This is a genomic window from Candidatus Villigracilis sp. (assembly GCF_057083605.1).
In genome coordinates this window covers 1-24801 of sequence record NZ_JBXMTI010000062.1, presented here as the reverse complement: position 1 = coordinate 24801, position 24801 = coordinate 1, and the positions used below count along the sequence as shown (strand labels likewise).

Below are 24801 nucleotides of genomic sequence, written 5' to 3'. Positions count from 1 at the left end.
TTAACTCTCAGACTTTGCTTGGTTGTCTGATTGGAATTGGAGCACGACTTCCGAATCACCTGTTATGCGTTCCAACTCCTCTGCGGCGATCTGTAAAATATTTTCCATACTTAAAGCCGTGCCAATTCGATTGGTGGCATCTGAAATAGCGCGCTCTTTTGCCGCGCGTCGCAAACTTTCTTCAAGCAAACGGGCGTTTTCCAATGTCAGAGCCGCTCGGTTGGCTGCTGCTTGTGCTACTGTGATTTCTTCCATTGTCCATCCACGAGTGGGATCTTCCTGCTCGAGACCGATCACACCTATGATTTGGTTGAGTACCATCAAAGGGATCATAAGTGTATTTTTGATTTGTTTTGTTCCTTCATTTGATGATTCGTCATCGGCTTGCAGGATGATGGGGCTGCCGCTTTTCAATTTCATGAGCAGATTCGGCGGAATATTTTCCGGTATGGCCCTAACTTGCAGCCCGTCATATTCGTAGGCTGATACACTCTTCTGGGTGATGACACCATGCCAGACCTGCTCCACTTGCGCGCGGTTTGCCCGGGTAAGTTCGGAAAGTGCCCCTTCCACCTGGTGTACCAGTTGAGCGTTCTCTATCGCGGCAGATAGCTGATCCGCAAGAGTCTGCAGGGTTTGAATATCGTGCTCGTCAAACGCATTAGGGATGTTGGCCTGAATATCCAGCGCGCCGATTGTGATGTTGTTGCTGCGTAAGGGCAATGCGATCTCAGAACGCGTATCCGGCAGGTATGGATTCTCAAAATGGATGGCATCCGCACCAACATCGAGTGCGATGTAAGCCTGCCCGGTGCTTGTAACATTCCCAACCAGGCCGGTTTGTCCAACTCTTAATTTGTAGTTTTTCTCCAGCATTTGTGCTGCGGCAACGCTGCTTGCAGCGCGTAAAATTGCATACTCGCCGCGCGCATCCACCAGAAAAATACCAACATGGTAATACTTTAGTCTTTCACGAATGAGGCTTGCGGATACGTTTAACAGTGTGTCCAAGTCTCGGATGATGGCGATTTCGCGAGCCACGTTTGCGATGGTTTCCAGTTCCGATGTGTTCTTCTGCAAATCAGCGGTGCGTTCGAAAATACGCTGTTCCAAACTTGCCAGTATGGATTGGAGCTGATCGGTCATCGAATTGAACGCGGTTGCGAGTGCCCCGATCTCATCCGAAGTATGGATTGTTGCCCTTGCATCCAGGTTGCCTTGCGAAATTGAATTTGCAACCTCAGTCAGGGCAATGATGGGGCTGGTAAGCGCCCTGGCCACCAAGGTGGCAACGATCACAACGATGATCAAAATACCAATCACCAGGATCGTGTTTGTTTGGGTTTGGCTCTGCACATCGGCAAGAAAGACTGATGTAGGACGGCTGTATGCAACAAGCCAGGGTTGGTTTTGCAGGAACGACACAGCAATTGTGTCATCCCCGGGGGTTTCTGGAGTGATATCGGAGCGGAAGAAGGGTTGCTCTCCTGCCGTAGAAAGCTTGGTATCGAAATCATCAAGATTTGTTGCTTGTTCTTCGCGGGGAAGATCTAAGAATCGATGGGTATCCACCGCGCTCAAATAGTCAACCAGATTAAGAGGGGCGATGGACTTAAGCACCAGATCAGGATTTTTTGTATCTGCCATGCGGATGTTAAATTGGTCCAAGAGCAAAACTGTACCTTCGGTGGATGTCCCTACGCTCTCCGTAATAACCTGTTGTATGATGTCCGAATTGTATTTTACGCGCAGTACTCCAAGTGTTGTTCCTTCAGGGCTGGGAACAATGCTTGCAAAACTGATCACGGTAGTTGGTCCCGAATATGTTACAGCTGTTGTCCCGGGTAATTTGGTGAAAATAGCGTTTTTAAAGTATTCCTCAGTCGATTCGTTGTTGCCAATATTTGCGCGAACCGTATCCAGAACGATGTTTCCTTCTAGGTCAAGCACTGAATAGGAAATAATATTGACCGGGTCTTTTTCTCTTAATGTTTCCAGAAGTTCGCGGACGTGATCCTCTTCAACACTGCCTCTCCGAGCCGCGGCAGGCAACTGCAGATAGACTACGAAATCGGTTAATTGCGCTTCTGTGCGGACCGAATTCTTTGTCGCTTCGATGAATGCATCCAGGCTGTTGGCGGTTTGTTCAGCGCTGGATCGAAGGGAAATTTCAGCGCCATTGATCAGGGCTTGCTGAGTCTGTAGAATGTCGCGGATGGATATACCGACCAGCGGGATCAGCGATATGGACAGCATGAACAACACCAACCGTCTTTGAAGCGAGGTGCGCCCGATCCTATGGCCTGGAATAATTTCCGAATTTGTCAATCTGTTCTGACTCATATCAACCTTTGGTATCAATAATTTCCTGTGCTATGGCTGCGTTCCGTCGTTTTCATTATGGTTGGTTGATGTGCTCAATTGAATGAATGAACGCGAAACGCCCAGTGCCTGCCCAAGCTCCTGGATGGTGGTTTGCAGAATTTGGTTAAAGTCTGTGGATGAGCCTATTCGTGTTGTAACCTGGGCAATGGTCTCCTCCTGTTCGGCGCGGCGGGTGGCATTCTCGAACAGACGGGCGTTTTCCAAAGCAAAGGCGGCGCGGTCTGAAATGGCTTGAACCATGGCTACTTCGTCTTCAGTCCATCTTCTGTTTTGTTCTGCCGATTCAATTTGAATCACACCGATTACCTGATCGCGGAACTTGACCGGGACTGCCAGGGTGGGGGAACCGCCATTCGGATGCTGTGCCAGGATCACGGTCTCGCCGGAAGCGAGTGCTTTATCGAGCATGGGATTCTTGTCAGGCAGCGCGCTGGATATGGTCCCATCGGGTTTGAAGGCATATCCACTGAGTTTTTCTTTACGGCTTAGTTGAGCGGTGCCGCGTTTGCCAGCCGTTCTTGATGAAGCCGTGAATTCAGTTTCATCCAAAATTTGCAGATTTCTGACTATCATCGCAATCTGGTTAGCCAGTGTATTGAGAGTATTTGCATCGTCATTGTTGAATGCCGCTGGTACAGTACTTTGCACATCCAATACACCGATAATGGATTTACCATAGCGCAGTGGAAGTGACATTTCAGAACGGGTTTCAGGCAGATCAGGGTTGTTAAAGAATATTGCGTCAGAACCTGTGTCGAGTGCGATGCGCGGATATCCGCTTTGGGAAACGTACCCCACAATACCCGTGCCGCCAACTTTCAGTTGATGATGGCGGGCGAGCATTTGCTGCCCGCCTTTGCTGTTCGCGGCGCGCAATACTGCATATTCCAAATTTTCGTCCATCAGGAAAATGCCCACGTGATAATAGCCAAGTTTTTCGCTGATGATGTGGGTGATGCGTGTGAACAATTCTCTGGGCTTCAAATTAATACTTGAGGAGATCTCCTGCGATATTTCGGCGGTAACCCGCAGGCGTGCCACACGCCTCTGCATTTGTTGGCTGGCTTCTTCTAATTCCAGAGAACTCTCTCGAATGCGTTCTTCGAGACTTATTTTTACATCTTCAAGTTCGCTGTTTATGCTGCTCAATTCTTTTCGTTGATCTTTATCCAGATTTTCACGGAAAACATTTATCCCATAAAGAATTGCACCAATAACGAGCACAATTCCTCCGGTGCGCCCAATGTTGTCGGCTGCCAGGGGCGGGATGTTCGAATATAGCGGTGCTGTAAAAGTTGCCAGTGTTGTTAAGGCTACGAGACTCAAAAAACCTCTTCGTGAAAGCAGCACGCTTGAAAATATGAGGGCTATATGCACGGTGGAAACAATTGCAGACTCTATGGATTCGGCTGTGCCCTGATAGATCCTTATGTATCCTATTGCAGCAAATGCGTAGGTGAATAGATAATTTCCGAGGTCATAATACTTTGTTCTGCTGATGGCGTAAGACGTTAGGGTGATGCCAACCAGTGCAAAGAAAACGCCATAGCTTCTTGGCCCATAAAGGAGCACGCCAATAAAGAATACACTCATGATCAAGGTGAGTATTGAAAGCAATTGTGCGCGGCGTTGTTCGGCAACTGTACTTAATGATGGGTGAGGTGCGATCAACCTTTGCCAGGTCTGGCTAATGCGTTCGATCATGGATTGGTCTTGATCCTGGGCAGGCATTTGAGACGTGGACATGATTATTCGCCTGCCTTTCTGCCTTGAGTAGACCTTCCGCTTCCATTATCTGAATCCTTGGATGCGCTCAGGGCTCCGCCTTCAAGCTGCTTCCGTCCATCGGGCTGATCCAACAACTGGAAACTAACCGATGCATTGCCGAGAGCCTGGCCGAGTTCCTGTACAGTTTCACGAACGATTGCATCAATATGTGATACGGCGCTGATGCGCGCGGAAATATCAGATACCAACGATTCGCGAGCCGCGCGTTGCTGTGATTCTCTGTAAAGACGGGCGCTTTCCAGAGCGCCGCTTAATTGATCTGATAATGCAATTGCGAGATTGGTCTCGTCTTGAGTCCACGCTTCTGCAATTTCAGATTTTTTCAAACGAATTGCGCCAATGGCTTGTCCACGTATTTTGATCGGCACACTGATCGTCAGCCCATCATCGCCAATAATGAGATCTCCAGATTCAAAGGCTTTTACCAGAGTGGGTTCAGGCGTCTCGCCATGGGTTTGGATTGTTGTAGGAGGAGTGGCAATAAAACCTACCCGAGGTTGGTTACGCAGGATCTTACTCCATGCGTCGCGGCTTACTTCACCGGAAACAACACGAGCGGCTTCCAATGCTTTTTCGTTTTCACTAAATAGATTCGCATTTTGAATGGCAACGGCTATTTGATCGGCCAGGATCTGCAAAGTGGAAATATCCTCTTCCGAGAATGCCTGAGACTCTCTGGATTGAACGTCCAGCGCTCCCAGGGTCTGACCACCGACCACCAGCGGAAGCGCCATTTCGGAACGCGTCTCTGGGAGTTCGGGATTGCCAAAGTAAACAGCATCCTTTCCAACGTCCAGTGCGATGCGAGCTTTTGTATTTTCAATCGCATGGCCTACGATGCTTGTTTCCCCAATCTTAAGTTGATGTTTTTTCTCAAGCATGCGCTGCCCGCCCTGGCTGTTGGTGGCAGCCAGGATGGCATAGTCTTTGTAGTCATCCAGCAAAAAGATGCCCACATGATAATATCCAAAATTTTCATGGATCAATAGAGTGGTCTGTTGCAGCAGTTCAGATAGATTGCGGAAGGATGTGATCGCCTTCCCAACTCCAGCCACCGCTTTTAACAGATTACTTTGCCGCTCGATTTCACGAGTGCGTTCACTCATTCGATCTTGTACCGCAGTGAACGAATCTTGCAGACTCCCCGCCAGGTCCTTTAGCCTGGATGAAAGCTCGGATAGCTCGCCATGCATTCCCTGCTGGTCTGGTACTGTATTCAGATTCCCGTTCTTGATCTCGTTGACGAAATTAATGAGCCTAGTAATTGGAGTAAGAAAGGTGCTGAATACCACCAGCGCGCCCAGCAATACAAGGATTGTGGCAAGCGCTAATTGAATCCTTAAATTGCGGGTGTACTGGTTCAATTCAGATATTTTTTGATCAAGCCTGCCAACTGATACAGCCAACGAGTTTGTAAGTGTTGGACGATAAGAGCCAATCAATTGTCCGCTGGCCTCGGAATAGATAGCTGTGGATTGCTCTTCCAGCAACTGTTGAATAATGACTTCACCAAAATCATCACTTGCAAGATGCCCAACCTTTTCCGGTTTGGAATGCGCAAGGTAAATGCCGTCATTTCCAATAAGGAAAAAATCATCACCACCCATTTGAGTTGCCAGCTCAAGGGCAAGCGCCTGTTCCTGTCCCTGGGCCGATTCGACGCGAGTGAAATAAACCTGCGATTGGCTGCGCATGACTTCCAACTGGGCGGCAATAAAGCTTTCACGCATTTGTTGCTGCGTAAAAACATATACAGCTCCCATTGGTATTAGTAATAAAACCAATAACCAAAGAGCAAACCGCCAAAGAATGGAACTGCTTAGTTGTTTCACAACACGTCTCTTTTCATCTGCTGCTTCATGACTATAACCGTAATGTGCCAGTCTGCTTTTTTAAGGCGGGCACCAGGTTGGTTTCTGGTGAGCCAATACTGACCTCGGCTTCTTTTAGGTCGAATACCCTGCGTAGTTCAGTTGCGGCTGTGCGTAGAACGGATTCAACATCCAAAGTTTCGCGGATGCGGGTTGATATATTTGCGATCATTTGATCGCGCAAGGCGCTTTTCTGTGCTTCATCAACAAGGCGGCTGTTCTCAAGCGCGAGAGCGATCTGGTCGGCGATCTTTTCAACGAGGATGCGTTCGCGTTCAGACCATTCAGCAATACTGCCTTTTCTCTTCAACTTTAAGGCGCCAATCTTCTGCCCATGGAGAACGAGCGGTATGCGCAATCCACTTTCGCTGTCTGGTCTATCTTTGGAAAAGACAGGGCGAACACCGGCAGGCGTAAACTGATAAGCTGGTTTATGGCGGCTGGTCAATTTCGTCCACGTTCTTTGGGTTTGAATGGCTGTGTTGATCTCCAACTGGGCGACCAGATTTTTCGTTTCATTAATAAGGCGGACGTTGTCAAAGGATATTGCCACAAGGTCTGCAAGGGTCTGCAGGATTTCCGCATCCTGCGCAGTGAAGGCCTGAGGTTGATCCGAATGCATATCCAGCATCCCAAGCACACTGCCGCGAACTGCCAAAGGCAGGATCATGCGCGAGCGGGTGAGTGGGAAGTTTGTATCACGCAGGAAATATTCAACCTCACTGTCTGAAGAGATTACAGCCTGGTTCTGTTCTACAACTGTATTGACCGCAGATCGTATGGATGGCTCCACCCGAAAGACTTCGCCAATTAGTTGTTTTCCAGTTGCAGATGAAGCCGATTGAAGGAATGCAGTCTTTTTCGATTCGTCTAAAATGAACAAGCCCACATGGTAGTAGCCAAATTTTTCAGATATCAGCCTGGTGACTGTATCCAATAATTCTGTAATGTCCTGGATTTCCGCAACGATTCTCGCAACACCTGCGGATGTGCGAAGCTGGCTGGTGCGCTCTTCCAATTCATCTGTGCGCTCAAGGACTTTTTTCTCAAGTTGGGTGCGTTCGATAGCCAGTGCATTGAAAGCAGTTTGCATTTGCTGGGTAACCCGATAAAAGGCCCCTTTAAACTGGGTCATTGCCAGTACGATCACTGCCCCGGCAATGGTGAAATCGACGCAGTATACAATCCAACTGGCTGGATCAGTCACTGGTACGTTGACCCCTGTAAATTGGTATAGCCCGATCTGCTGCAGAATCGCTATCGCCGCTGTAAAAATTACACTGATACTTAAGATGATAACGTCTGTTCGGCGGTCGAACAATAGCGAGGCCACGATGACACAGACTAAAAGAAAAAGACTTCCATCTGCCCAGGGCCCCCATGCAAGAATCGCATTCATGCCAACTGCAAAATTCATCAAAAGAAGTGAGTACGCGCGAAGTGCATATGGGGCGGGAAAGACTGTGATGGCAACCAGGAAAAGATAGAGCCCAATAAATAGAATACGATCACTCAGCGTAGCGGTTGGAAAGGAAAATACGATCAATGCCACGCCAAGCACGCTCGCAATGCGGAGGATGGTCAGAATGAATTGCTCACGCCACTCTGAATAGTCAAACACCATTGTTTGGGAATTTTCCTGAGCGGAGGATGATTTTAAAGAAGGGAAATTTCTATTCATTTTTATCATCCATCGAAACTTCGATCTCAACTTCCGATGCTTCCAGGGTGCGTCCCAATTCGCGTACCGCAGTTTGCAGGATGCTATCCATATTTGCAGATGCCCAAATTTTGGCGATGATGTCGTTTGCCAATCTTTCACGCGCAGCAATGGATTGGCTTTCTTCCACCAGGCGTGCATTTTCCAAAGCCAATGTAGCTTGTGTGGCGATAGCCTCGATCAGAGTTTTTTGCTCAACCGTCCAATCCGTTGTGCTTGCCAGATTGATCTGCCCAATGGTCTGCTCTCTTAGGGCAAGTGGAATTTCGATTTCCTTGTTAGTGGTTGAATCCTTATCACCGACTGCATATTCCAATTCCTGGTTTGATGTAAGCGAATACCAGGCATCCCGCAGATATTGTCTCTGGGTGGCGCGCATTTCCAGGAGGCTTTGCTGGGCTTCCTGGAACAACCGTGAATTTTCTATGGCGATTGCTATTTCATTTGCCATATTTTGATAGGTATCCACATCTTGCTGGGTAAATGCATCATCTTTTAATGAGTGCATTTCCAATGCGCCAAAAACAGAATTTCCGACAATCAACGGAAGCACAATTTGTGACCGGGTGTAGGGGAGCAGGGGGTTGTCAAAGATGATCTGCTCAGAACTGCTTTTCGATGCGATCTGCCCCTGCTTTGTTTGAATCGTTTTTGCAACGATGTTTTTCGCACCAATACTCAACCGATGCTTATTTTCGCGAAGCACTCTGCCTGCATCTCCGGTGGCTTCCTTCAACTCGGCCCATTGACCTGTTGAATCCAGCAAAAAGAATGCTATGTAATAACAATCAAATTCTGCCTGGATCAATTGAGCGGCACGGGGAAGAAGGTCGCTGGGGTCAAGAATACTGGTAACTGAGCGTCCGATTTCATTTACTTTACGGAGTTGATAAGTGCGTTCAAGGACTTTGTTCTCAAGGTTTGTTCGCTCCTCTTTTAAGGCGATTAAGGTTGTGTCAATCTGCCTTTGAGCAGCAAGGAATTCCTTCTCCAGCCTTTGAAACCCGATAATAATCACAGAGCCAAACATGACGATCACTGCGCTGGCGCTGATCCAGTCTTCAATTTTTGCAGGTGAGGCATTGGGGTTAAGTGGGGTCACCAGTCCGTTAAGAAATAGCCAGCCAAATAATACGAAAGTAAGGATATCAACGACAATTGTGATGATGCCTGTTTTCGGCGAAAGAAGGATGGTGGAGAAAATAATAACGGCCAAAAAGAAAAACAGGCTATCGCCCAGGATGCCATGTGTGATCAATTCACTTAGACCAAGAACATAAACACTTAACAGGAATACGCTCATGCGTATCATGTAGGAAAAGCGCACCACAGTAACCAGGCCCGTCATTACATAAGTTGTAATGAAAATGGCATCAATCAGCAGGCTGTCTGAAGCGTTTACAGCGGGGATAAGCGCAATCGCGCCAAATACCAGGACACCGATTAAGAGAGGAAGCGCAAAACCTTCCCGCCAATTTTTGTATAATAGGCGGGTTGCCTCTTCCGGGTTCATGGATTTATCGCTGATAGAAGTATTTTCCATTAGGGTAATCCATCCTCGTTCGGATTGATAATAGGCTTCACCTGGATTTTTGCGAAGCGTGCACCAGTGATCCTCGAAATTTCACTGGCCGTTGTCATCAGAATGGATTGTATATCAGTAGACCTGCGAATTTTGCTGGTCACATCATATATCAATCTTTCGCGATCTGCCTGAATACGGATCTGTTCCAACAGACGGGCATTAGCAATGACGGCGGCCAGGCTTCCACCCAGCGTGCCGAGCATTTCCTCATCATTTTCAGTGTACGCATCAACCTGCTCGCTCTCTACATTCAAGACACCCAATAATTCATTGCGATAAATTAATGGGATGGCCAACTCTGAGCGAGTGTTTGCGCTGGCGGGGATATAGCGCGGGTCCTCAGACACGTCTCTCAATCGTAATGGACGCCTGTGTGCTGCGACCCAGCCTGTTACGCCGCTGCCAATTTCGACTTGAACCTTTGATATTGCATCAGCATATCCAATGGATGCCTTAACTTCAAGTATCTTTTTATCCGAATCCGCGAGCAGGATAATCACGCGATCTCCGCCGAGGGTTACTTGCAAACCATTGACGGCACTTTCGAGGGCCTCTTCCAGCGTGGTTCCAGATGCCGCAGTAGTGGTGATGTGATGTAAGAGTCGATGTTGGGAAAGATGTTCCTGGGTCTCGGCGAAGAGTTCCGTATTAACAACCGCCACAGCTAATTGGTCAGCCAGGATCTGTAGGCTGCGTAAGTTATCTTCAGAGAATGCATATGGTTTTGTGCTTTGAACATCCAGTACACCCAGTATGCGCTCACCAACTTTTAGTGGAATAGCTGCTTCTGCACGTGTATCCGGCAGAAGGGGATTTGCATAATATGTCGCGTCCTTGGCCGTATCGTTTACAACTAGTTGTTCGCCTTGTCCGCTTACAAAGCCGACAATGGATTTTGAGCCAACCCCGATCTTATACCCTGACCGTTTCATCTGTGCGCCCGCTTCTCCCGTTGCTTCCCGGATCATGGCGAACTCACCGGGCAGATCATGCAGAAAGATTGCGGCATGGTAGAAATCGAATCGCTCGCGAATAAAATTGACCGCTTTGATCAATAATTCATCGAGATTGAGGGAGCCGCTGATATCGCGCGCAATTTCGGCGGCAGTTTCAAGTTGTAATGCCTTGTGCTGGCTCTCATCCAATAGATGAACATTGTTTATTACGCCCGCTACCTGCCCTGAGAGTGTAGTGAAAAATTTCAGATCATCTTCATCGAAGGCATGTTCATTTTCTGTGTCCTGAATGATCAACGCGCCAATCGGTTTGTTTTGTACAAGCATGGGAGCGCCCATCCAGGAGCGGGCAGGCCTGCCAACAATTTTTGCGCCGAGTTCGGCAGCTTTCCGCTCCGTATCCTCCACCAGCATCAGTGGCTGGCGCGTACGGAGCAATATGGAAGTTAATCCTTCACCTAATGGAAAGGAGTCAATGGAAATGATTTCCCCGTTCTCATAACTAAATGGAATGCTGATTGAATTGCTCTTTTCATCATATAGGGCCACGACCAAATTGTAGTCGCCGATGATCTGCTTGATCTTCCCAAGTAGACCGTGAAAAAAGCTTTGAATGTCCGATGTGGACGAGATCAATTCATTGACAGAGGCCAGCGATTCCACTTCACGCAGATGCTTTTCTGTTTGCTGGACGGCAACAGATTTTTCCAGCGTTACTGAGATCAACTCTGTAAGGTTTACATAAGGCTGCACGATTGTGTTTGAAAAATTTCTATTCCGTGAACCCAGCATAACAACTGCCATAAGAGAGTCGCGATTTCTTATAGGCAGATAGGCAATACTAATTAGCCCCAATTTATTTGCAATATCTCTGAGTGCACTTGGGGTAGAAACATCATCTGGTGTTGTGATGACTGGCCCACGGAGCAGGAAATCATTAAGTTCATCAGCCCTTGCATCGATTTGGGCCGGTAATTGGTCAATCGAAGATGAGCCTCGGGTTTTATCGGCTGATGCGGCAATGTTCAATGTGCCGTTATTCACGGCGAATAAAATAACGGGGTAGGGGACTTCCTTTAATATTTGTATTCCGACATCAATGATATCTATTTCGCTGCTTGCTTCTGCGATCAGCCTGCTCGAACGATATAACCGCTCAAGTTCCTCAAAATTGATCTGGCTCGCCTCAACCAAGCCGGTTGTTTGGATTGCGGTAGCGATCTGGCTTGCCAGGGTTTGAAGCATAATGATCGCATCTTTGCTAAATGCCCCAGCTTGTGTGCTTTGAACATCCAAAACGCCTAACACCAGGTTTCCTAATGAGATTGGGACGCTCGCCTCTGAACGTGTTTCAGGCAGCAATTCATTCTTCAAGTGGAGAGGGTCATCTGAAACGTCAGATGCAACCCGCGCCTGATTGTTTGCGCTGACCCAGCCGATGATTGACGCAGACCCGATCTCCAGCCTGTATTTCTTTTCGGTCAGTCCTTTTGTGGCTGAACCAAACCCTGTCTTAAAATCAATGAATTTACCGCCTCGATCTACGATAAAAACGCTCGCCTGGTAGAAGCCGAACCGTTCAACCAGTAGCTCGACAATTTTATTCAACATTTCATCAAGACTGGTGGATGTGTTTGTAATGTTTTGTGCAACTTCTGATGCAGTTTGAATTTGACGGGTACGTTCTTCCACCTTTTGTTCAAGAGAACGATATATTTCTCCAAGCTGGTCTGCCATGTGATTGAATGAACTCGCAAGGAGACCAATCTCATCATTACTAAATACTTCCGCCCTCTGGCTCCAATCGCCTTCTGCAAACTTGCGGGTAATAGTAGAGAGTGATTGCAGGGGTCTGATAACCCGTCTCGTCCCTAACATTAATACCAATGCTGTAGCTATCAGCGCCCCAATGGCGAGTACGATGGTAAAAGGTGCAAGGCTGGCCAATTGCCCATATAAATCAATGGTGTTCAGTTCCAGCACAATGCCGCTTTTCATTCTTGGGAACCATTGTAATTGTGCTAGTACAGCTTCTCCATTTGGAGCTGTAACATCCAGGGCTTCCGGTCCCCTGCTTTCGTTCTGCATCAAGATTGCAAGGCTTGATGTGAGGTCGTTCTGAAATTCGGAATCTGAATCAACCAGGTTGAATTCGCCTGTTTCAGGGTCGCTTGAAATAAATTGATTGTCAGAAAGAATGAAGTAAGTATTGGCAAATGGGGCCAGCCCATTTAACGGTTGAATCAGTTCCTGCAAACTTTTCTTTTCTGTAATACCCACCAGAGTCCCAAGCTTGGAACCGCGTAAAGTTTTATACTCTACCGCGGTTACAAGAATTAATTCATCTTCATAGAGAGGTGACAGGCCATAAAGCGCAAATGACCTGAACTCATCTTTTTGCTCGAACATGTCCGGGTTTAGTTCTTTATTTTGCCACTCTGCATTGCTGGCGACTCGGATGATTCCATCTGAATCCAGCAAAAGAAATTGATCGAATATAGGCTTGTCGTTTTGAACATTGCTGTTTTGGAATTGGTCTATGAAATTACCGCGAATTTCATGGAATTCATTACTCTGAGGGTTGGCGTGGAGCGCCAGTTCAATAATGACCGAAAATCCAGCGGATGTGGCTTGGCTTTCAAGCCGGGTTTCCCTGTCTTCTATTTCCTGGTCAATGATCTTTAACTGGTTGGTGAGCAGGCTTTCAGATTGGGCGACTGCCTGTTCACGGAGTAACGCACGTGCCCGAAAATAAGCCACCCCCGCCATTAAGGCGAGGGGAATAAAGGTAAAGATAAGGAGCGTTCTTACTAGTGTCCCTGTCAGACTACCCTTAAATCTTTTTTCTCTTTCATCAACTTTGGGCGGTGCTGGATTCGTTATCATCTAATGCGATTAGCTAAATTCCCAGACAGGCTCTCCACTTAAAATGCGGCGGATTTGGTCAGGGAAGCGATCAGGATCAAGGGGTTTTCCCAAAAAGCCGTCGAAGCCCGACTCCTGGGCTTTTTTCATCTGCTCCGTGCTTGCTTCTGCGGTTACAGCAATGATCGGTACCGATTTGAAGCGCTCGGAGGCGCGTATTTTCTTCAATGCACCATAGCCGTCTTCATAAGGAAGCCGAATATCCATCAGGATGAGATCGAGGCGGGGGAGTGTGTCTGCATATTCCAAAACCTCATAACCGGAAGTTTTCCATTCGCAATGGACACCCAGGTAACCGAGCATACGGGCGATCAGCACAAAATTGGAAACATTATCCTCAACCACCAGTACAGCAGCGTCCTTCGGAATAGTCGGCTTGCGGATGGGCTGTGTATCAGAAACAGCAGGTGTTTGGTCTTGGTCAGACATTTGCGCTCCTTATGATAAATCGCTCAATCTGCTGGGGAAGCGTGTCTATGTCAATCGGTTTTTGGATATATCCATCACAACCTGCTTCCAATGATTTTTCGCGATCACCTCGCATTACATTTGCAGTAACAGCAATAATGGGAATCTTCGAGAATTTTTGTGAAGCTTTTATTCTTGCAGTCAAAGTATAACCATCCATATCCGGCATATTAATGTCCATCAAAATCAAATCAATATTGCCGCTTTCAAGTTTCTCCATTGCCTGCCCCGCATTGATAGCCTCAACAACAGAATATCCTTCGGCCCCCAAAACTCGATGGATTAAATTTCTGTTATCTGGATTATCCTCAACGTACAGTATAGTGCCTTTTTCGGTTTCTGACATTTTACGAGTGTACTCCGAGATGAATTTTACTTTGAAGATAGTGCCCTTCGCATAACAGCTACCTTACAAATGGGATAACAAAAGCCGAGGCAGCCAAATCCTCGACTTGAATGTGAGCGGGTGATGGGACTCGAACCCACGATATCTTGCTTGGGAAGCAAGCGTTCTACCACTGAACTACACCCGCATGGTTAACTTGATGGATTATACGCTACGCCGAAAATGCATGTCAAGTCTGATGAAGTGCAGCGCATCTTTCCTGACCTGTTTACTGCTTCCGTTTAAGCAGCTTGTTAGCCAGCCCAAGCAATAAGTCACCTGCCTCGCCGCTTGGGTTGGCTTGCTCCAAATACTCCAAAGCTTTTTGAGTCTCAGCTTCAGATATTTTTTCGGCATATTCTCTGGCTCCCTCATCTTCAAGCAGAGCAGATACTTCCATTACATCGCTCATAATAATTGGGCCACGTTTCCATCTTTCAGCGAACTTCCCATTTTTCTCAAGAGCAAAAAGCACAGGTAATGAATTCTTTCCCTCAACAAGATCGCTTGCAGCAGATTTTCCGGTAATAGTCTCATCTCCCCAAATACCAAGGATGTCATCCTGTACCTGAAAAGCCAGCCCAAGATGATATCCAAATAAGCGGTAGACATTCTGTGTCGCGTCATTCGCATAACCAAGAAGGGCGCCAATATGTGTACACGTTGACAGTAGGGCAGAGGTCTTGCCTTCTATCATAGGCCAGTAATCTTCCATACTTAAATCTTTTCGTTCCTCATAGGACATATCCAGGTATTGACCGCGTGTCAGGTCGAGACAATTTTCATTGAGAATACTCGCAGCTCTCACGACAATTTCTCCGGGGTAATGTTTCCCTAAATCCAATATGGCTTGATTGGCAATCACAAACATTGCATCACCAACGTTGATCGCGATTGGCGCGCCCCATTTGACCCAAACTGTACGCCGCCCGCGCCGTGTTTCAGAATTGTCCTGAATGTCATCATGCACAAGCGAAAAATTATGGACGAGTTCAATTGCTGCCGCAGATGAAACTGCGTGTAGCCAACTTATACCATCACTTATAAATTCACCTTCACTACCACCAACACAAGAAGCAACTGTAAGCAAAGTTAACAACGGACGAATACGCTTACCCATTGCCAACGAACCTGCGCCCTCACCTGTCCAGCCCATATGGTAGGTGAGCATCTCATGAAATGGCTTGGTGCGCGGCTGATCGAGCCTGGCAACCTGGCGCTGGAGTTCTGTCTCAATAGCTTCAAGCATGGATTGTTGGAGATTTGAATTCATAGAGATTATTTTCCATTTATAGATAAACTCTCCAGATCCGTTCTAAGTTGTTCTGGAGTTTGACAGTGAATGGCATTGAAGCCCAACTTGCGTGCGGCTTCAATGTTAGGGAGGGAGTCATCGATGAAAAGGCATTCGTGCGCCTTGCGATTGATCCTTGCCAGTGTGATTTGAAAAATTATGGGATTCGGTTTGACCACCTTATATTCACCTGAAATAATTATGTCGTCGAAATTTTGTAAGAAGTTAAATCGGCTTTGGATGAGCTTGAATTTTTCTACAGAAAAATTAGTCAACAGATAGAGATTCCAGCCTGCGTTTTTGAGCGACTGCAATGTGGTTATGTTTTCATCTATCGTTTCTGTGATGCTTTCCTCCCAATATGTGTCATATGCCTGGATCAGGTCTTTGTATTGCGGAAATCGTTTGGATAGTTCAACGACACCTTCCTTGAATGAACGGCCTGCATCTTGATGGGCATTCCACTCCAGGAAACGAATCTCCTCGAGAAAAGAGTCAACAGCCTCCAGGTCAAGAAAGAAGCGTTTGTATAGGTTGCGGGCATCCCAGTTAACGAGCACATTTCCAAAATCGAAAATGATGGCGGTGATTGGATTGGTCATGTTCTGTGGATGATATTTTATCCCAAGACAGGCCGATGTTGAAGTATGTCAAACTGGCGGTATAATCGCGCTTCTGTAAGCTAAATTGACTTTGGAGAATTTCATTGAGCCGCGTGATCAACCCCGATTCTGTAGGAAAAGAACGAACCCGTTTGACAAAGTCCATTGTGTTGTGTATTCGCGAATTGGCAAAACAATCCAACGTGACATCAGAGACAAAGGACCAGGCCGCTTTTATCGCATTGGCTTTACAGGCGATTTCAGATGGAATTGAAGTATCCGTGGCAGCCTGGGAGAAAAGAGATTACTGGGTGAAAGCCGACAAATTCCGCATGGAGTGGATGTGGGCGGGGCAATATGCCACTAAGATGAAGGAAGCCGTTCTCTCCGATGACTGGGGGACGATTGCGACCCTCATGCCGATGATCGCACAGAAATTCAGTAAGATCGTGGTTTCAGATAATCATCGATTAGGCAAACCATGGGCAAGTGCCTACGGTTTGCTAGCACTACATCAAAAGTTGTAGATAAGAAAAACCTCCGAGTGATCCATGGATCACTCGGAGGTTTTTCTTTTAGCTTTCCTGCAATTTCTTCAAATGCAGTTTTGTGTTCTTGAGCAATTCGATCATCAGATCGCGGATGTGCGGATTGAGGTAATGATTCTCCAACGTAGAGAGCGGCAGGAAGCGAGCGCCAGCTACCACGTGGATGCAGTTGGCTGCGCCGCATAAGCAAATGAAGGGAGCCTGCATTTCCCACTCAGTTGATGGATAGAAGAAGTAAAGCTCCTCGCCTTTTTCAATATCGCGGCGTGCGATCATCACCATTTTCTCTGTATCAAGGATCACGTTGGGATCGCAGGAATGATTCAACGCGGCAAGTTTGCCAACATGTGTATGCCTGTCGCGCGCGATCTGTACTGTGTAGCGATTCGGCTTATCCATGATGTTCTCACTTGGCATGGCGCAAATCACTTCACCCTTCTTGTAGGATTGTTTTGTTATTAACGTTCTAAATTTATTTTCTGTTTTTATACTTAATGTTTCCATTGTTGTTGTCATTATATTCTTCTCCTTTGTTGAAAATCTAAATTATCGTTTTATTGTTTGCTTCATAAATTATGATTTAGTAATTGGTGTAACACTATGTAGTATAGTCATATTGAATTTAATTACAAGGGTAAATAAGAACTCTTCAAATATTTTAAGGTTAAGATGTTGATTAATAAAAATACATCATCAATAAATTTTTATTGATGATGTACGATAAATTTTATGTTTAAGTTTAACAAAAATTAAAACAAAGTCATTTGTGATGCGGCTTTGTGCCCATCCAGTAGAACATAAGGAGCTGCGCGTTCTGCGATAATGCCGAGTTTCTTTAATGCAGATAGATCACGTATCTTTTTATTTCTTCTTGCATTTAGGATGGCATCAGCACCCTTGACGCCAATGCCCGGTATCTTTATTAAATCGCGCTTTTCCGCTTTATTGAGTTCAATGGGTTGATGGATCAGATTCATTTCTGCCCAGGCTTGCTTGGGGTCAGTATGAAGGGGGAGGTTGCTGTCACTTGTAAATGGCAAATCTTCAAGGTCAAAGCCATAGTCGCGCAGTAAAAAAGAGGCTTGATATAAGCGATGCTCACGCATGGGGTCAACAGCAGGTTTGTTTTCAAGCGGCGTATCGTGAATAGGATGGAAGGCGGAAAAATACGCCCGTCTGAGTCTTACGTTTTTATTCAGCCAGTCGGTCATACTGAGCAATTCCAGATCGCTTTCGTCGGAGCCGCCGGCCACAAATTGCGTCACTGTGGATGGATAGCGCCCATTCCAAAATTTATAGGCGGGCACGCTTCTGCGAATTTCCTCCACCCATTTGAGAGAACGAAGTAACTCTTCAAAAAATATTTTATGCGGCGCAAGCTTTGCCAACCGCTCTGTATTGGGTGCCTCCAGATTCACCGACACCCGGTCTGCAAGCTGCATAGCACGATAGACTTGATCTTTCTCTGCGCCTGGCATGATCTTTAGATGAAGATAGCCGCGAAATTGATATTTCTTTCGCAGAAGTTCTGCTGTATCAAGAAGTTTATCCTGCGTGCGGACTCCGCCTCCTGCCAGCCCGGAGCTGAGGAAGACACCTTCAGCCATTCCACTCTGATTCATTTTACTGAACAGGCCTGCAAATTCATCGGGCTTGAAGGTGGCACGGCGAAAATCTCTGCCTGCGCGAAATGGACAATAGTAACAATCCCGTTCGCAAGCTGAGGAAAGCAGGGTCTTAAGTAGGATAACCTTCTGCCCATTGGGGAGTTGGGCAGGATGGGTAAAGGCGTGGTTATTTTCCTTCGGACTGAAGCAGGTTGGAGGCGGGGAAGAAAGGCGCGGCTCTCCATCAGCTTCGAAGGACATTTGAGAAGATAATTCTTTGAGGGTCTCGAGCGAGTCCATATATCAATTATAGAATACATGTTCTAATTATTCAAGTAGGAAATTTAGGGGAAGTTTGACACTTGGGCAGATATCGATGCGTGGCTATACTGGCAGAAAAAGTCAGGAGGCTGGTTATGTGTGAATTCTGTACGCAACATGGGGAGGGGGAGAAGTGGTATTTGAATATGGAGAACTATTCAAGGGAATTATTGAACCAAAATCAGCGGCGCAAATATGCAGCCGACTTCCTGAATGGCTTTGATAAGCGAGTTCCGAAAAGCATCAAACAATTGGACAGGATTCGCAAAACTCCGTTAATGAAATTGGCGAGGCCTGTGTTAACTCACATGCAAAAGCAGAATCATTATGGACAGGTTGTGCCCATGGAAGATGTGGAGAAGATCTTCGAGATGGTGCAGGGCGCGGTTAGGCTGCCCTGCGTGTGTCGGCGTGTGACAACGGGCAATATGAATGCGCGCTATTGTTACGGCTTAAGCATGGATAAAGAGTTAATGGATACACTTGATGATTCTTTTGGCCTTGAGACTCTTTCAAAGGAGGAAGCTCTTGAGTCCATTCGTAAACTAGATAAGGAAGGGCTAGTGCATTCAGTGTGGACTTTCAAAACACCGTTCATCGGTGGCTTGTGTAATTGTGATCAGGATTGCATGGCGTACCGTATAACCCATGCTCGGAAGGATTACCCGGTGATGTTCCGTGCGGAATGGATTGCAAGTGTCTCTGCGGATTTGTGCAACGGCTGCCGTCTGTGCATGAGACAATGTCAATACGGTGCAATACGGTATTCATCGAATAATAAGAAAGTGGTAATTGACCCAACGGCTTGTTATGGTTGTGGTGTTTGCAGGGCGAGTTGCAATAAGAATGCGATTGAGCTACGTCCACGGAAGCTAAGGGAATTCAATTACGCCTGAGGTAGGGGATCAGAAGGAACAGAAACAGGAGGGATGACCGTGACATAACGATTCTTCTTTTTATCGCGGATGGCTTGTTCGTAGACATCCAGAAGTTTTTCTGTCAACTTCTCGATGTTGAAAGACTGCGCCTTTTTATAAGCTGCTTCTGCAAATTTCTGCATTCTATCTGGATTTGAGAGAAGTTTTTTGATGGCGGCTGCCAATGCCGCAGCATTATTCTCGGCAAGATACCCTTGCTGGCCATGTTTGAGGATATCGCGTGTGCCACTTGCATCGACTGCAACCACAGGGAGGCCGGCTGCCATGGCCTCGAGCGTTGCAAGACCCTGGGTTTCGGTGATGGAGGCAAAGCCGAAGACATTGGCAGCCTTCATATAAGAAGGAGTCTCCGAGAAGGGGAGTGAACCGATGAAGTTTATGCGCTTGCGGATTCCGAGTTCTCTTGCAAGAACTTCGAGGCTTTTTCTGTCCGGGCCATCACCGATTAAAACGAGACGAAACTGGGGAAAATCCTTTAGAACCAGGGCAGAAGCTTGCAATAGAGTGGGCCAGTTTTTTTCCGAGGCAAGCCTGCCAATAGAAATCATAACGATATCTTTTTCCCAACGTCGGTTTTTGCGAATCTTTTCACCACTGACCGTATCGTATGCTTCAAGATCGATCCCTGTGGGTATCACAGTGAAGTTATTCTTTAGGCCATAGGTGTTGACCAGTGTTTCGCGCATGCTCTCTGAAGGAATAATGATATGCTGACAGCGGCGCATGAAATCCTGCAGCCAGTGATCCACTGCGTTCTTCAAAAAATTCTGGATCGCATCGATTGAAAAGGGCACATAGTGGGTATATTCACGGTATTGCGTATGGAAGGTAAATACCAAAGGCAGGTTTAGTTCCTGTGCTTTTGCGGCGGCAGTCTGCCCAAGTAGAAATGGATGATGGGTGTGAATTACATCCAGTTTGACGGCTGGGAGTACACGGTCTACAAAAGGTGAGATCGGAATCGCGGCTGGGATATCAATCCCGGTTGGCAGGTTCAGGCTTGGATAGCGGAAGATGAACGGGTCTTTATCTACATAGTCTGCCTGTTCCTGGGCAAAGATGAATACGTTGTGTCCCTTGCGGGTAAGCTCATCTCGGAACGCGCGTACCGATCGGACGACGCCACTGATGACTGGAAGATAGGTGTTGGTGAAATTAGCGATGTGCATTGCTAATCCTCACTAATCCTCTTGGTCCTTGCTGACAGAAGCGACGATATCGGTTTTTGGCTTCATAAAGTGCTCAAGCACATAATAGGCATATACAACCATGCCGGCGTTCCATGAGAGCGGCGATTCGGATTTGTACCAAAAACTGGATAACGGTTCTCCATCCGGGCCATAGACTTCATGCACCTGCTGATCGCGCACAATGACTTCTGCAATGCGAGACAGGATTCCGTGTGATTCTTCCACGCGTCCCGTACGCGCAAGGGCGACCACATGCCATGCGCCAATCCAAAGCCAGGCCGCATCGGTGTGATAATTCGCCACCCCAGCCAGACGGTTTTCAAGCGCAATCAGGTGACGTGGGTAGGGTGGGTAAGCGACCTTGGTTGGAACCGGGCTGGCCATACCGGTGATGATAAGCGCGTCCATAATGGAGTTTGCCTGATCTGTGGACGCCAGTCCCCAGGCAATCGCTAGCAGATTTCCACTGCTGGTTAATTGATCGAGCGCATCACTGGCAGCGTAATATCCCAGGGTCGGACGCCAAAGATGATCTTGAATTGCCTGCGCGACCCGCTCTGCCTTTTTTGTATAAAAGGATATTTGATCTTTCAACTCAAAATGCCTGGCCGCTTCAGCCATCTCCTGTAGGGCTTTCCAGTAAATTACATTCGTATAAAGCACGCGTCCATTGCGGGCGATGCTATCCGCCCAATCTGCAAATGCTCCCTGGGTTAGTAAACCGTCTGTAATATCTTTGACCGATCTCTCCGCCCAAGAAATGGCTTTGACGAGTGCACCCCAATGCGTTTTAAGAAATTCTTGATCTTCCGCCTGAAAACTGTAGTGAATGGCTGCAATCACCAGTAAGCATTGACCATCCAATGAGGGTGCGCCATGTCCGCTCAGGTATTTTGGGCGCATGGAGATTTCGGTGGGCTGTTCTCTTCCAAGTAAGGAGTGCATGAAGCGTGTGACCATGCCCATGGAATGTAATTTGACTGGGAATTGTCCTTCGGAGGTCTGGTGATCAAGAAATGCTTCCAGGGTATCCTTCACTACCTTGAATTCTTTCAAAGCCAGCAGGCCGAAGGATGCGAAACTAAAGTCGCGTGCCCAACTCTCGCGGAAGTTACGATAGCCGGCGTGCAGGATTTCTCTTGTTTTACGATTCCCCAGGCGGCGTATTTCAATAGCTGAGCGAAGGTTATCTGCTGCGATAAACAAAGCATGAGCTTCGATGGTGTCGAAATCTTCGGCTTTGGATAATACGGCGCGCGATATTAATCTCGGCTGTTTGAGAATGGCGTGCAGATATTGGTACGCAATGAGAGATGCCATCCCTGCAGTTGCGCCTGCGATCATGCCTTTGATAAAGCTAGGCAGGTCAATATTATTTTGGGAACGCATAAATACATTATAGCTGTGGAGATGAGCAAATTATTAAGAGCAAAGCCAGAATGATGATCTGTGTTTGTAGGAATGAAGATTTGCAGGTGATATAATTTGCGTTGACGATAAAGTTTGTCGGTGTCTTTGCCTTGTGTAAAGACTTAAACATTTTGTTCAAGGACTCAACCGTGTTGAATCTTTGGAAAGGAGCAGATCATGGCAAACAAGGAACAGAAAGGCAAGAACAAGGAAAAGAAGAAGAAAAAGAAAGAGAAGCCAAAGAAGTAGCCGGCTGATGATGTAGAGATAATTTTTCCCGTTCCCTAGGTCATGTTTGATCTGGGGAACGGACTCTTTATGGCGGAGAGGTGGTTCGCAATTCGTAATGCGAAATTCGTAGGGTGAAAAGATATTCGCTAACTATTACTTCTTCCAGTTTGCGCTTCCATAAAAGACCTGACAGGTTTCCGCAGAGCTGTGATCGTCAGACTCCCTTCCCATTCAAAGGAGTCCGATTGTCACGCGCCACGATAAAACCTGTCAGGTCTGACTCTTGATTAATTCAGCCCACTCCTTCGGCAGGGACGAGAGATCAACGTTCTTATCGCCGATCATGATCCGTTGCAACACCCTCCCCAATTCGCGCATCTCCGCAGGGACACTCGAATCCGCCGCCATCTTCTGCGCGGACTTGAAATACTCCTCCGCCTCGGGACGGTTCTCCCTTGCGGATTGAATCGCGCTCGATATGAACTGCCCAACTATGTCTTGCTTTTTTTTCTCGATTGTTTTCGCAAGCCAATCAGGGATTGGTTGCCCTATCTCCTCTTGCCATAAAGCATCAAATTTCTCTGCGCCAATATCATTACGCATATTTACAATGATCCTTGCGGCTGTTTCTGCATCTGGTTGCGCACCTATTCTGATTAATGTTTCATAACAACTTAATAATGCTCGTAATCCTTCGGCGCGATGATTGAGTTTCCACAGTGTCTGCCCCATCATGCCAAGCGTTGCGGATTTGCCCTCGAGTTCGCCTAGATATTCGGAAATCTCAAGAGATTGCTGATAAAATTTCATAGCCTCATCCAGATCCCCGCGCGCCATGTAAATACCTGCAATACAGATGAAAGGGGAAGTCAAGAGTGCCGATAAATTAAGAATTAGGTGACTGCATTGTTGCGCAAGGAGCGAAAAAACAGCAGCATCCCACTACCACTTTTAAAAAGCTGTTTAAAAGCGTTGACAAGGGTTGTATAATATTAATGAGCGTCGAGCCCGTAAAACCCCTTTCGTGGGTCTCCTACATACGCGTGGAGTTACTCATTTGGGACGGCGCTCTCCTTTTTTAATTTCGAGGGCGGCAATGGGATCGGCTTCTTCGAGCCCCAGGGAATACTCGTCAACTCACTTCCCAACCCCAAAGTATCCATTCGTTCGCGCGCAAACTGCGCCGCGGTTTGTCGCCCCGGACGATTTTCTTTCCCAACTTCGTACGCAAAGCGCAACATCTTTTCCGATATCTTTTCGGGTTCTGCGAAACGGTCTGCCACTTTGCGTGCCAGCACATACCAGACGGTAACCAACAACTTCCGCGCGATTGCCACGATCGCTCTGTTGTAACCGATACGCGGTTGCAGTCGCGCCAGTTCCGCCTTCCAATGCGGATGGCTGTTCACCACCACATGCGCTGCTTCCACCATGGCCACACGCAAATCGCGCCTGCCTGCTTTGGTGATCTTGCCCGTACGCGTTGTCATCCCGCTGTCATGCACACGCGTTCCCATCCCCGCATACCCGACCAGATGTTTCGCATCTTCAAAGCGAGAGATATCGCCAATCGCTGCATAAACCGTCACCGCGGTGATCACTCCAAATCCAGAGATGTGCAATAAGCGACCGATCTCTTCGTTCTCCGCCGCTATCCCCGTCATCTCCTTCTGTATGCGCGCTTCCTGCTGCTCCGCAAATTGCAGCGTCTCCAAATCGCTTTGCAGATTCATCTTTTCCAGCTTCCCCAGTGGCAAAGCCGTCCACCAGCCATTATTCGTTTTCGCGAACGGATTCCCCGCAGGTGGCTTCAGGTGATGGCGTTGGATCACTGCGTGCAGTCGATTCTTGGCCTGCGTGGCCAGGCGCGTCATCTTTTGGCGTTGTGCCACCAACCCACGCACTTCACGAATTTCCTCTGGTGGTACCCAGATCCCCACCAGCAATCCTTTCGCCAACAACCGCGCCAGGATCGAGGCCGCAATCTTGTCCGTCATCACTTGTGATCTTGTGATCAGGGCTACATGTGGCGCAGGCACCACCGTCACAGATCCTGCATACTCTACAAGTTCATCGTACAGCTGCCAGGTGTTCGTTGTCATTTCCAGCACCACTTCATCCTGCTTAGTCAGATTCTTTTTCATCCAACTTTCCAGGTTCGACAGCTCCACCCGCCGGGCGGGCATGACTACTTCCAATTTCTCATCCATCCCCAACCCGATCAGGTAATGCTTATGCACATCCAGTCCTATATACCGTTTTCCATTTTCATTCATAGGGGTATACTCCTCCTGAAAAGAAAGGTCGGGCACGTTTCTTTTTTAGGGCCGCTGTATCACACACAGATGCGGGCTTGCTCTCATCTTTGTCGAGCTTCCCAGTTAAGCGGATCCGAACGGGGTAGTCAAACACCTGAGCGGGCTTGTTCTGGTTCTTCTCTGAACTTCCCATGCACGTTTCGACTGAGCCCTTACGCAGCGTTCCCGGATACGCGTTCCCGTTCACTGAACAAACATAGCGTACCCAAAAACGTGCCCGATTGCAATCCGTCGATCGCTCTTTCATGCTAACACCTGA

19 protein-coding genes and 1 tRNA gene are annotated in these 24801 nt (G+C 47.4%); 3 read left to right on the top strand and 17 right to left on the bottom strand.

The genetic code is table 11. From position 1 onward, the window contains the following. The 11 genes from AC14M5_RS09280 to AC14M5_RS09230 all read right to left on the bottom strand — a co-directional run bounded on the left by AC14M5_RS09280 (position 1) and on the right by AC14M5_RS09230 (position 15979). Positions 1-2328 (bottom strand): GAF domain-containing protein, encoded by a 2328-nt coding sequence (locus AC14M5_RS09280; RefSeq protein WP_484029375.1) that lies wholly within the window; start codon positions 2326-2328, stop codon positions 1-3. A 45-nt stretch (positions 2329-2373) separates the two neighbouring features. Continuing rightward, on the bottom strand, positions 2374-4131 hold the full coding sequence (locus AC14M5_RS09275; RefSeq protein ID WP_484029374.1) for a GAF domain-containing protein: 1758 nt from the start codon (positions 4129-4131) through the stop codon (positions 2374-2376). 2 nt (positions 4132-4133) lie between these two features. Then, on the bottom strand, positions 4134-6005 hold the full coding sequence (locus AC14M5_RS09270) for a GAF domain-containing protein (protein WP_484029373.1): 1872 nt from the start codon (positions 6003-6005) through the stop codon (positions 4134-4136). 31 nt (positions 6006-6036) lie between these two features. Further along, positions 6037-7725 (bottom strand): GAF domain-containing protein, encoded by a 1689-nt coding sequence (locus AC14M5_RS09265; protein WP_484029372.1) that lies wholly within the window; start codon positions 7723-7725, stop codon positions 6037-6039. Beyond that, positions 7718-9307, bottom strand: coding sequence for a GAF domain-containing protein (locus tag AC14M5_RS09260; RefSeq protein WP_484029371.1), 1590 nt, complete (start codon positions 9305-9307; stop codon positions 7718-7720). Before AC14M5_RS09260 ends, AC14M5_RS09265 begins: the two co-directional genes overlap by 8 nt. Then, positions 9307-13191, bottom strand: coding sequence for a GAF domain-containing protein (locus tag AC14M5_RS09255; protein ID WP_484029370.1), 3885 nt, complete (start codon positions 13189-13191; stop codon positions 9307-9309). Before AC14M5_RS09255 ends, AC14M5_RS09260 begins: the two co-directional genes overlap by 1 nt. 9 nt (positions 13192-13200) lie before the next feature. Further along, a complete protein-coding gene (locus AC14M5_RS09250) occupies positions 13201-13659 on the bottom strand; it encodes a response regulator (RefSeq protein ID WP_484029369.1) in 459 nt (152 codons plus the stop codon). Further along, positions 13652-14044 (bottom strand): response regulator, encoded by a 393-nt coding sequence (locus AC14M5_RS09245; protein WP_484029368.1) that lies wholly within the window; start codon positions 14042-14044, stop codon positions 13652-13654. Before AC14M5_RS09245 ends, AC14M5_RS09250 begins: the two co-directional genes overlap by 8 nt. 115 nt (positions 14045-14159) lie before the next feature. Continuing rightward, positions 14160-14231 (bottom strand) — tRNA-Gly (locus AC14M5_RS09240). A gap of 81 nt (positions 14232-14312) precedes the next feature. Next, entirely contained in the window at positions 14313-15356 is a 1044-nt protein-coding gene (locus tag AC14M5_RS09235) for a polyprenyl synthetase family protein (RefSeq protein WP_484029367.1), read from the bottom strand. A gap of 5 nt (positions 15357-15361) precedes the next feature. Then, a complete protein-coding gene (locus AC14M5_RS09230) occupies positions 15362-15979 on the bottom strand; it encodes an HAD family hydrolase (RefSeq protein ID WP_484029366.1) in 618 nt (205 codons plus the stop codon). Positions 15980-16083: 104 nt separating this feature from the next. Here AC14M5_RS09230 and AC14M5_RS09225 point away from each other — a divergent pair, with 104 nt between their 5' ends. Then, the gene (locus AC14M5_RS09225) at positions 16084-16506 is read left to right on the top strand and encodes a hypothetical protein (protein ID WP_484029365.1); all 423 of its coding nucleotides are present in this window, start codon (positions 16084-16086) and stop codon (positions 16504-16506) included. A 48-nt stretch (positions 16507-16554) separates the two neighbouring features. On the opposite strand, the gene AC14M5_RS09220 is transcribed toward AC14M5_RS09225, so the two are convergent. Both AC14M5_RS09220 and AC14M5_RS09215 read right to left on the bottom strand, forming a co-directional pair. Next, positions 16555-17043 carry an SET domain-containing protein-lysine N-methyltransferase gene (locus AC14M5_RS09220; RefSeq protein WP_484029364.1) on the bottom strand — a complete coding sequence of 163 codons (489 nt, stop codon included), beginning with the start codon at positions 17041-17043 and terminating at the stop codon, positions 16555-16557. A 233-nt stretch (positions 17044-17276) separates the two neighbouring features. Continuing rightward, entirely contained in the window at positions 17277-18395 is a 1119-nt protein-coding gene (locus AC14M5_RS09215; RefSeq protein ID WP_484029363.1) for a radical SAM protein, read from the bottom strand. 206 nt (positions 18396-18601) lie between these two features. Between AC14M5_RS09215 and AC14M5_RS09210 the strand changes: the two genes are divergently transcribed. After that, positions 18602-19351, top strand: a complete 750-nt coding sequence (locus AC14M5_RS09210) for an ATP-binding protein (protein ID WP_484029362.1) — start codon at positions 18602-18604, stop codon at positions 19349-19351. Here AC14M5_RS09210 and AC14M5_RS09205 read toward each other — a convergent pair. Both AC14M5_RS09205 and AC14M5_RS09200 read right to left on the bottom strand, forming a co-directional pair. Further along, complete coding sequence (locus tag AC14M5_RS09205) at positions 19342-20562, bottom strand: glycosyltransferase (RefSeq protein ID WP_484029361.1); 1221 nt, start codon at positions 20560-20562, stop codon at positions 19342-19344. The genes AC14M5_RS09210 and AC14M5_RS09205 overlap by 10 nt on opposite strands. Before the next feature lie 12 nt (positions 20563-20574). Beyond that, complete coding sequence (locus tag AC14M5_RS09200; RefSeq protein ID WP_484029360.1) at positions 20575-21972, bottom strand: alpha-L-rhamnosidase-related protein; 1398 nt, start codon at positions 21970-21972, stop codon at positions 20575-20577. Between the two features lie 101 nt (positions 21973-22073). Between AC14M5_RS09200 and AC14M5_RS09195 the strand changes: the two genes are divergently transcribed. Beyond that, positions 22074-22250: a hypothetical protein gene (locus tag AC14M5_RS09195; protein ID WP_484029359.1), complete on the top strand. Its 177-nt coding sequence runs from the start codon at positions 22074-22076 to the stop codon at positions 22248-22250. A 244-nt stretch (positions 22251-22494) separates the two neighbouring features. Here AC14M5_RS09195 and AC14M5_RS09190 read toward each other — a convergent pair whose 3' ends face one another. Further along, entirely contained in the window at positions 22495-23097 is a 603-nt protein-coding gene (locus AC14M5_RS09190; RefSeq protein ID WP_484029358.1) for a tetratricopeptide repeat protein, read from the bottom strand. Positions 23098-23273: 176 nt separating this feature from the next. Then, complete coding sequence (locus AC14M5_RS09185; protein WP_484029357.1) at positions 23274-24500, bottom strand: IS110 family RNA-guided transposase; 1227 nt, start codon at positions 24498-24500, stop codon at positions 23274-23276. Between the last annotated feature and the right edge of the window lie 301 nt (positions 24501-24801).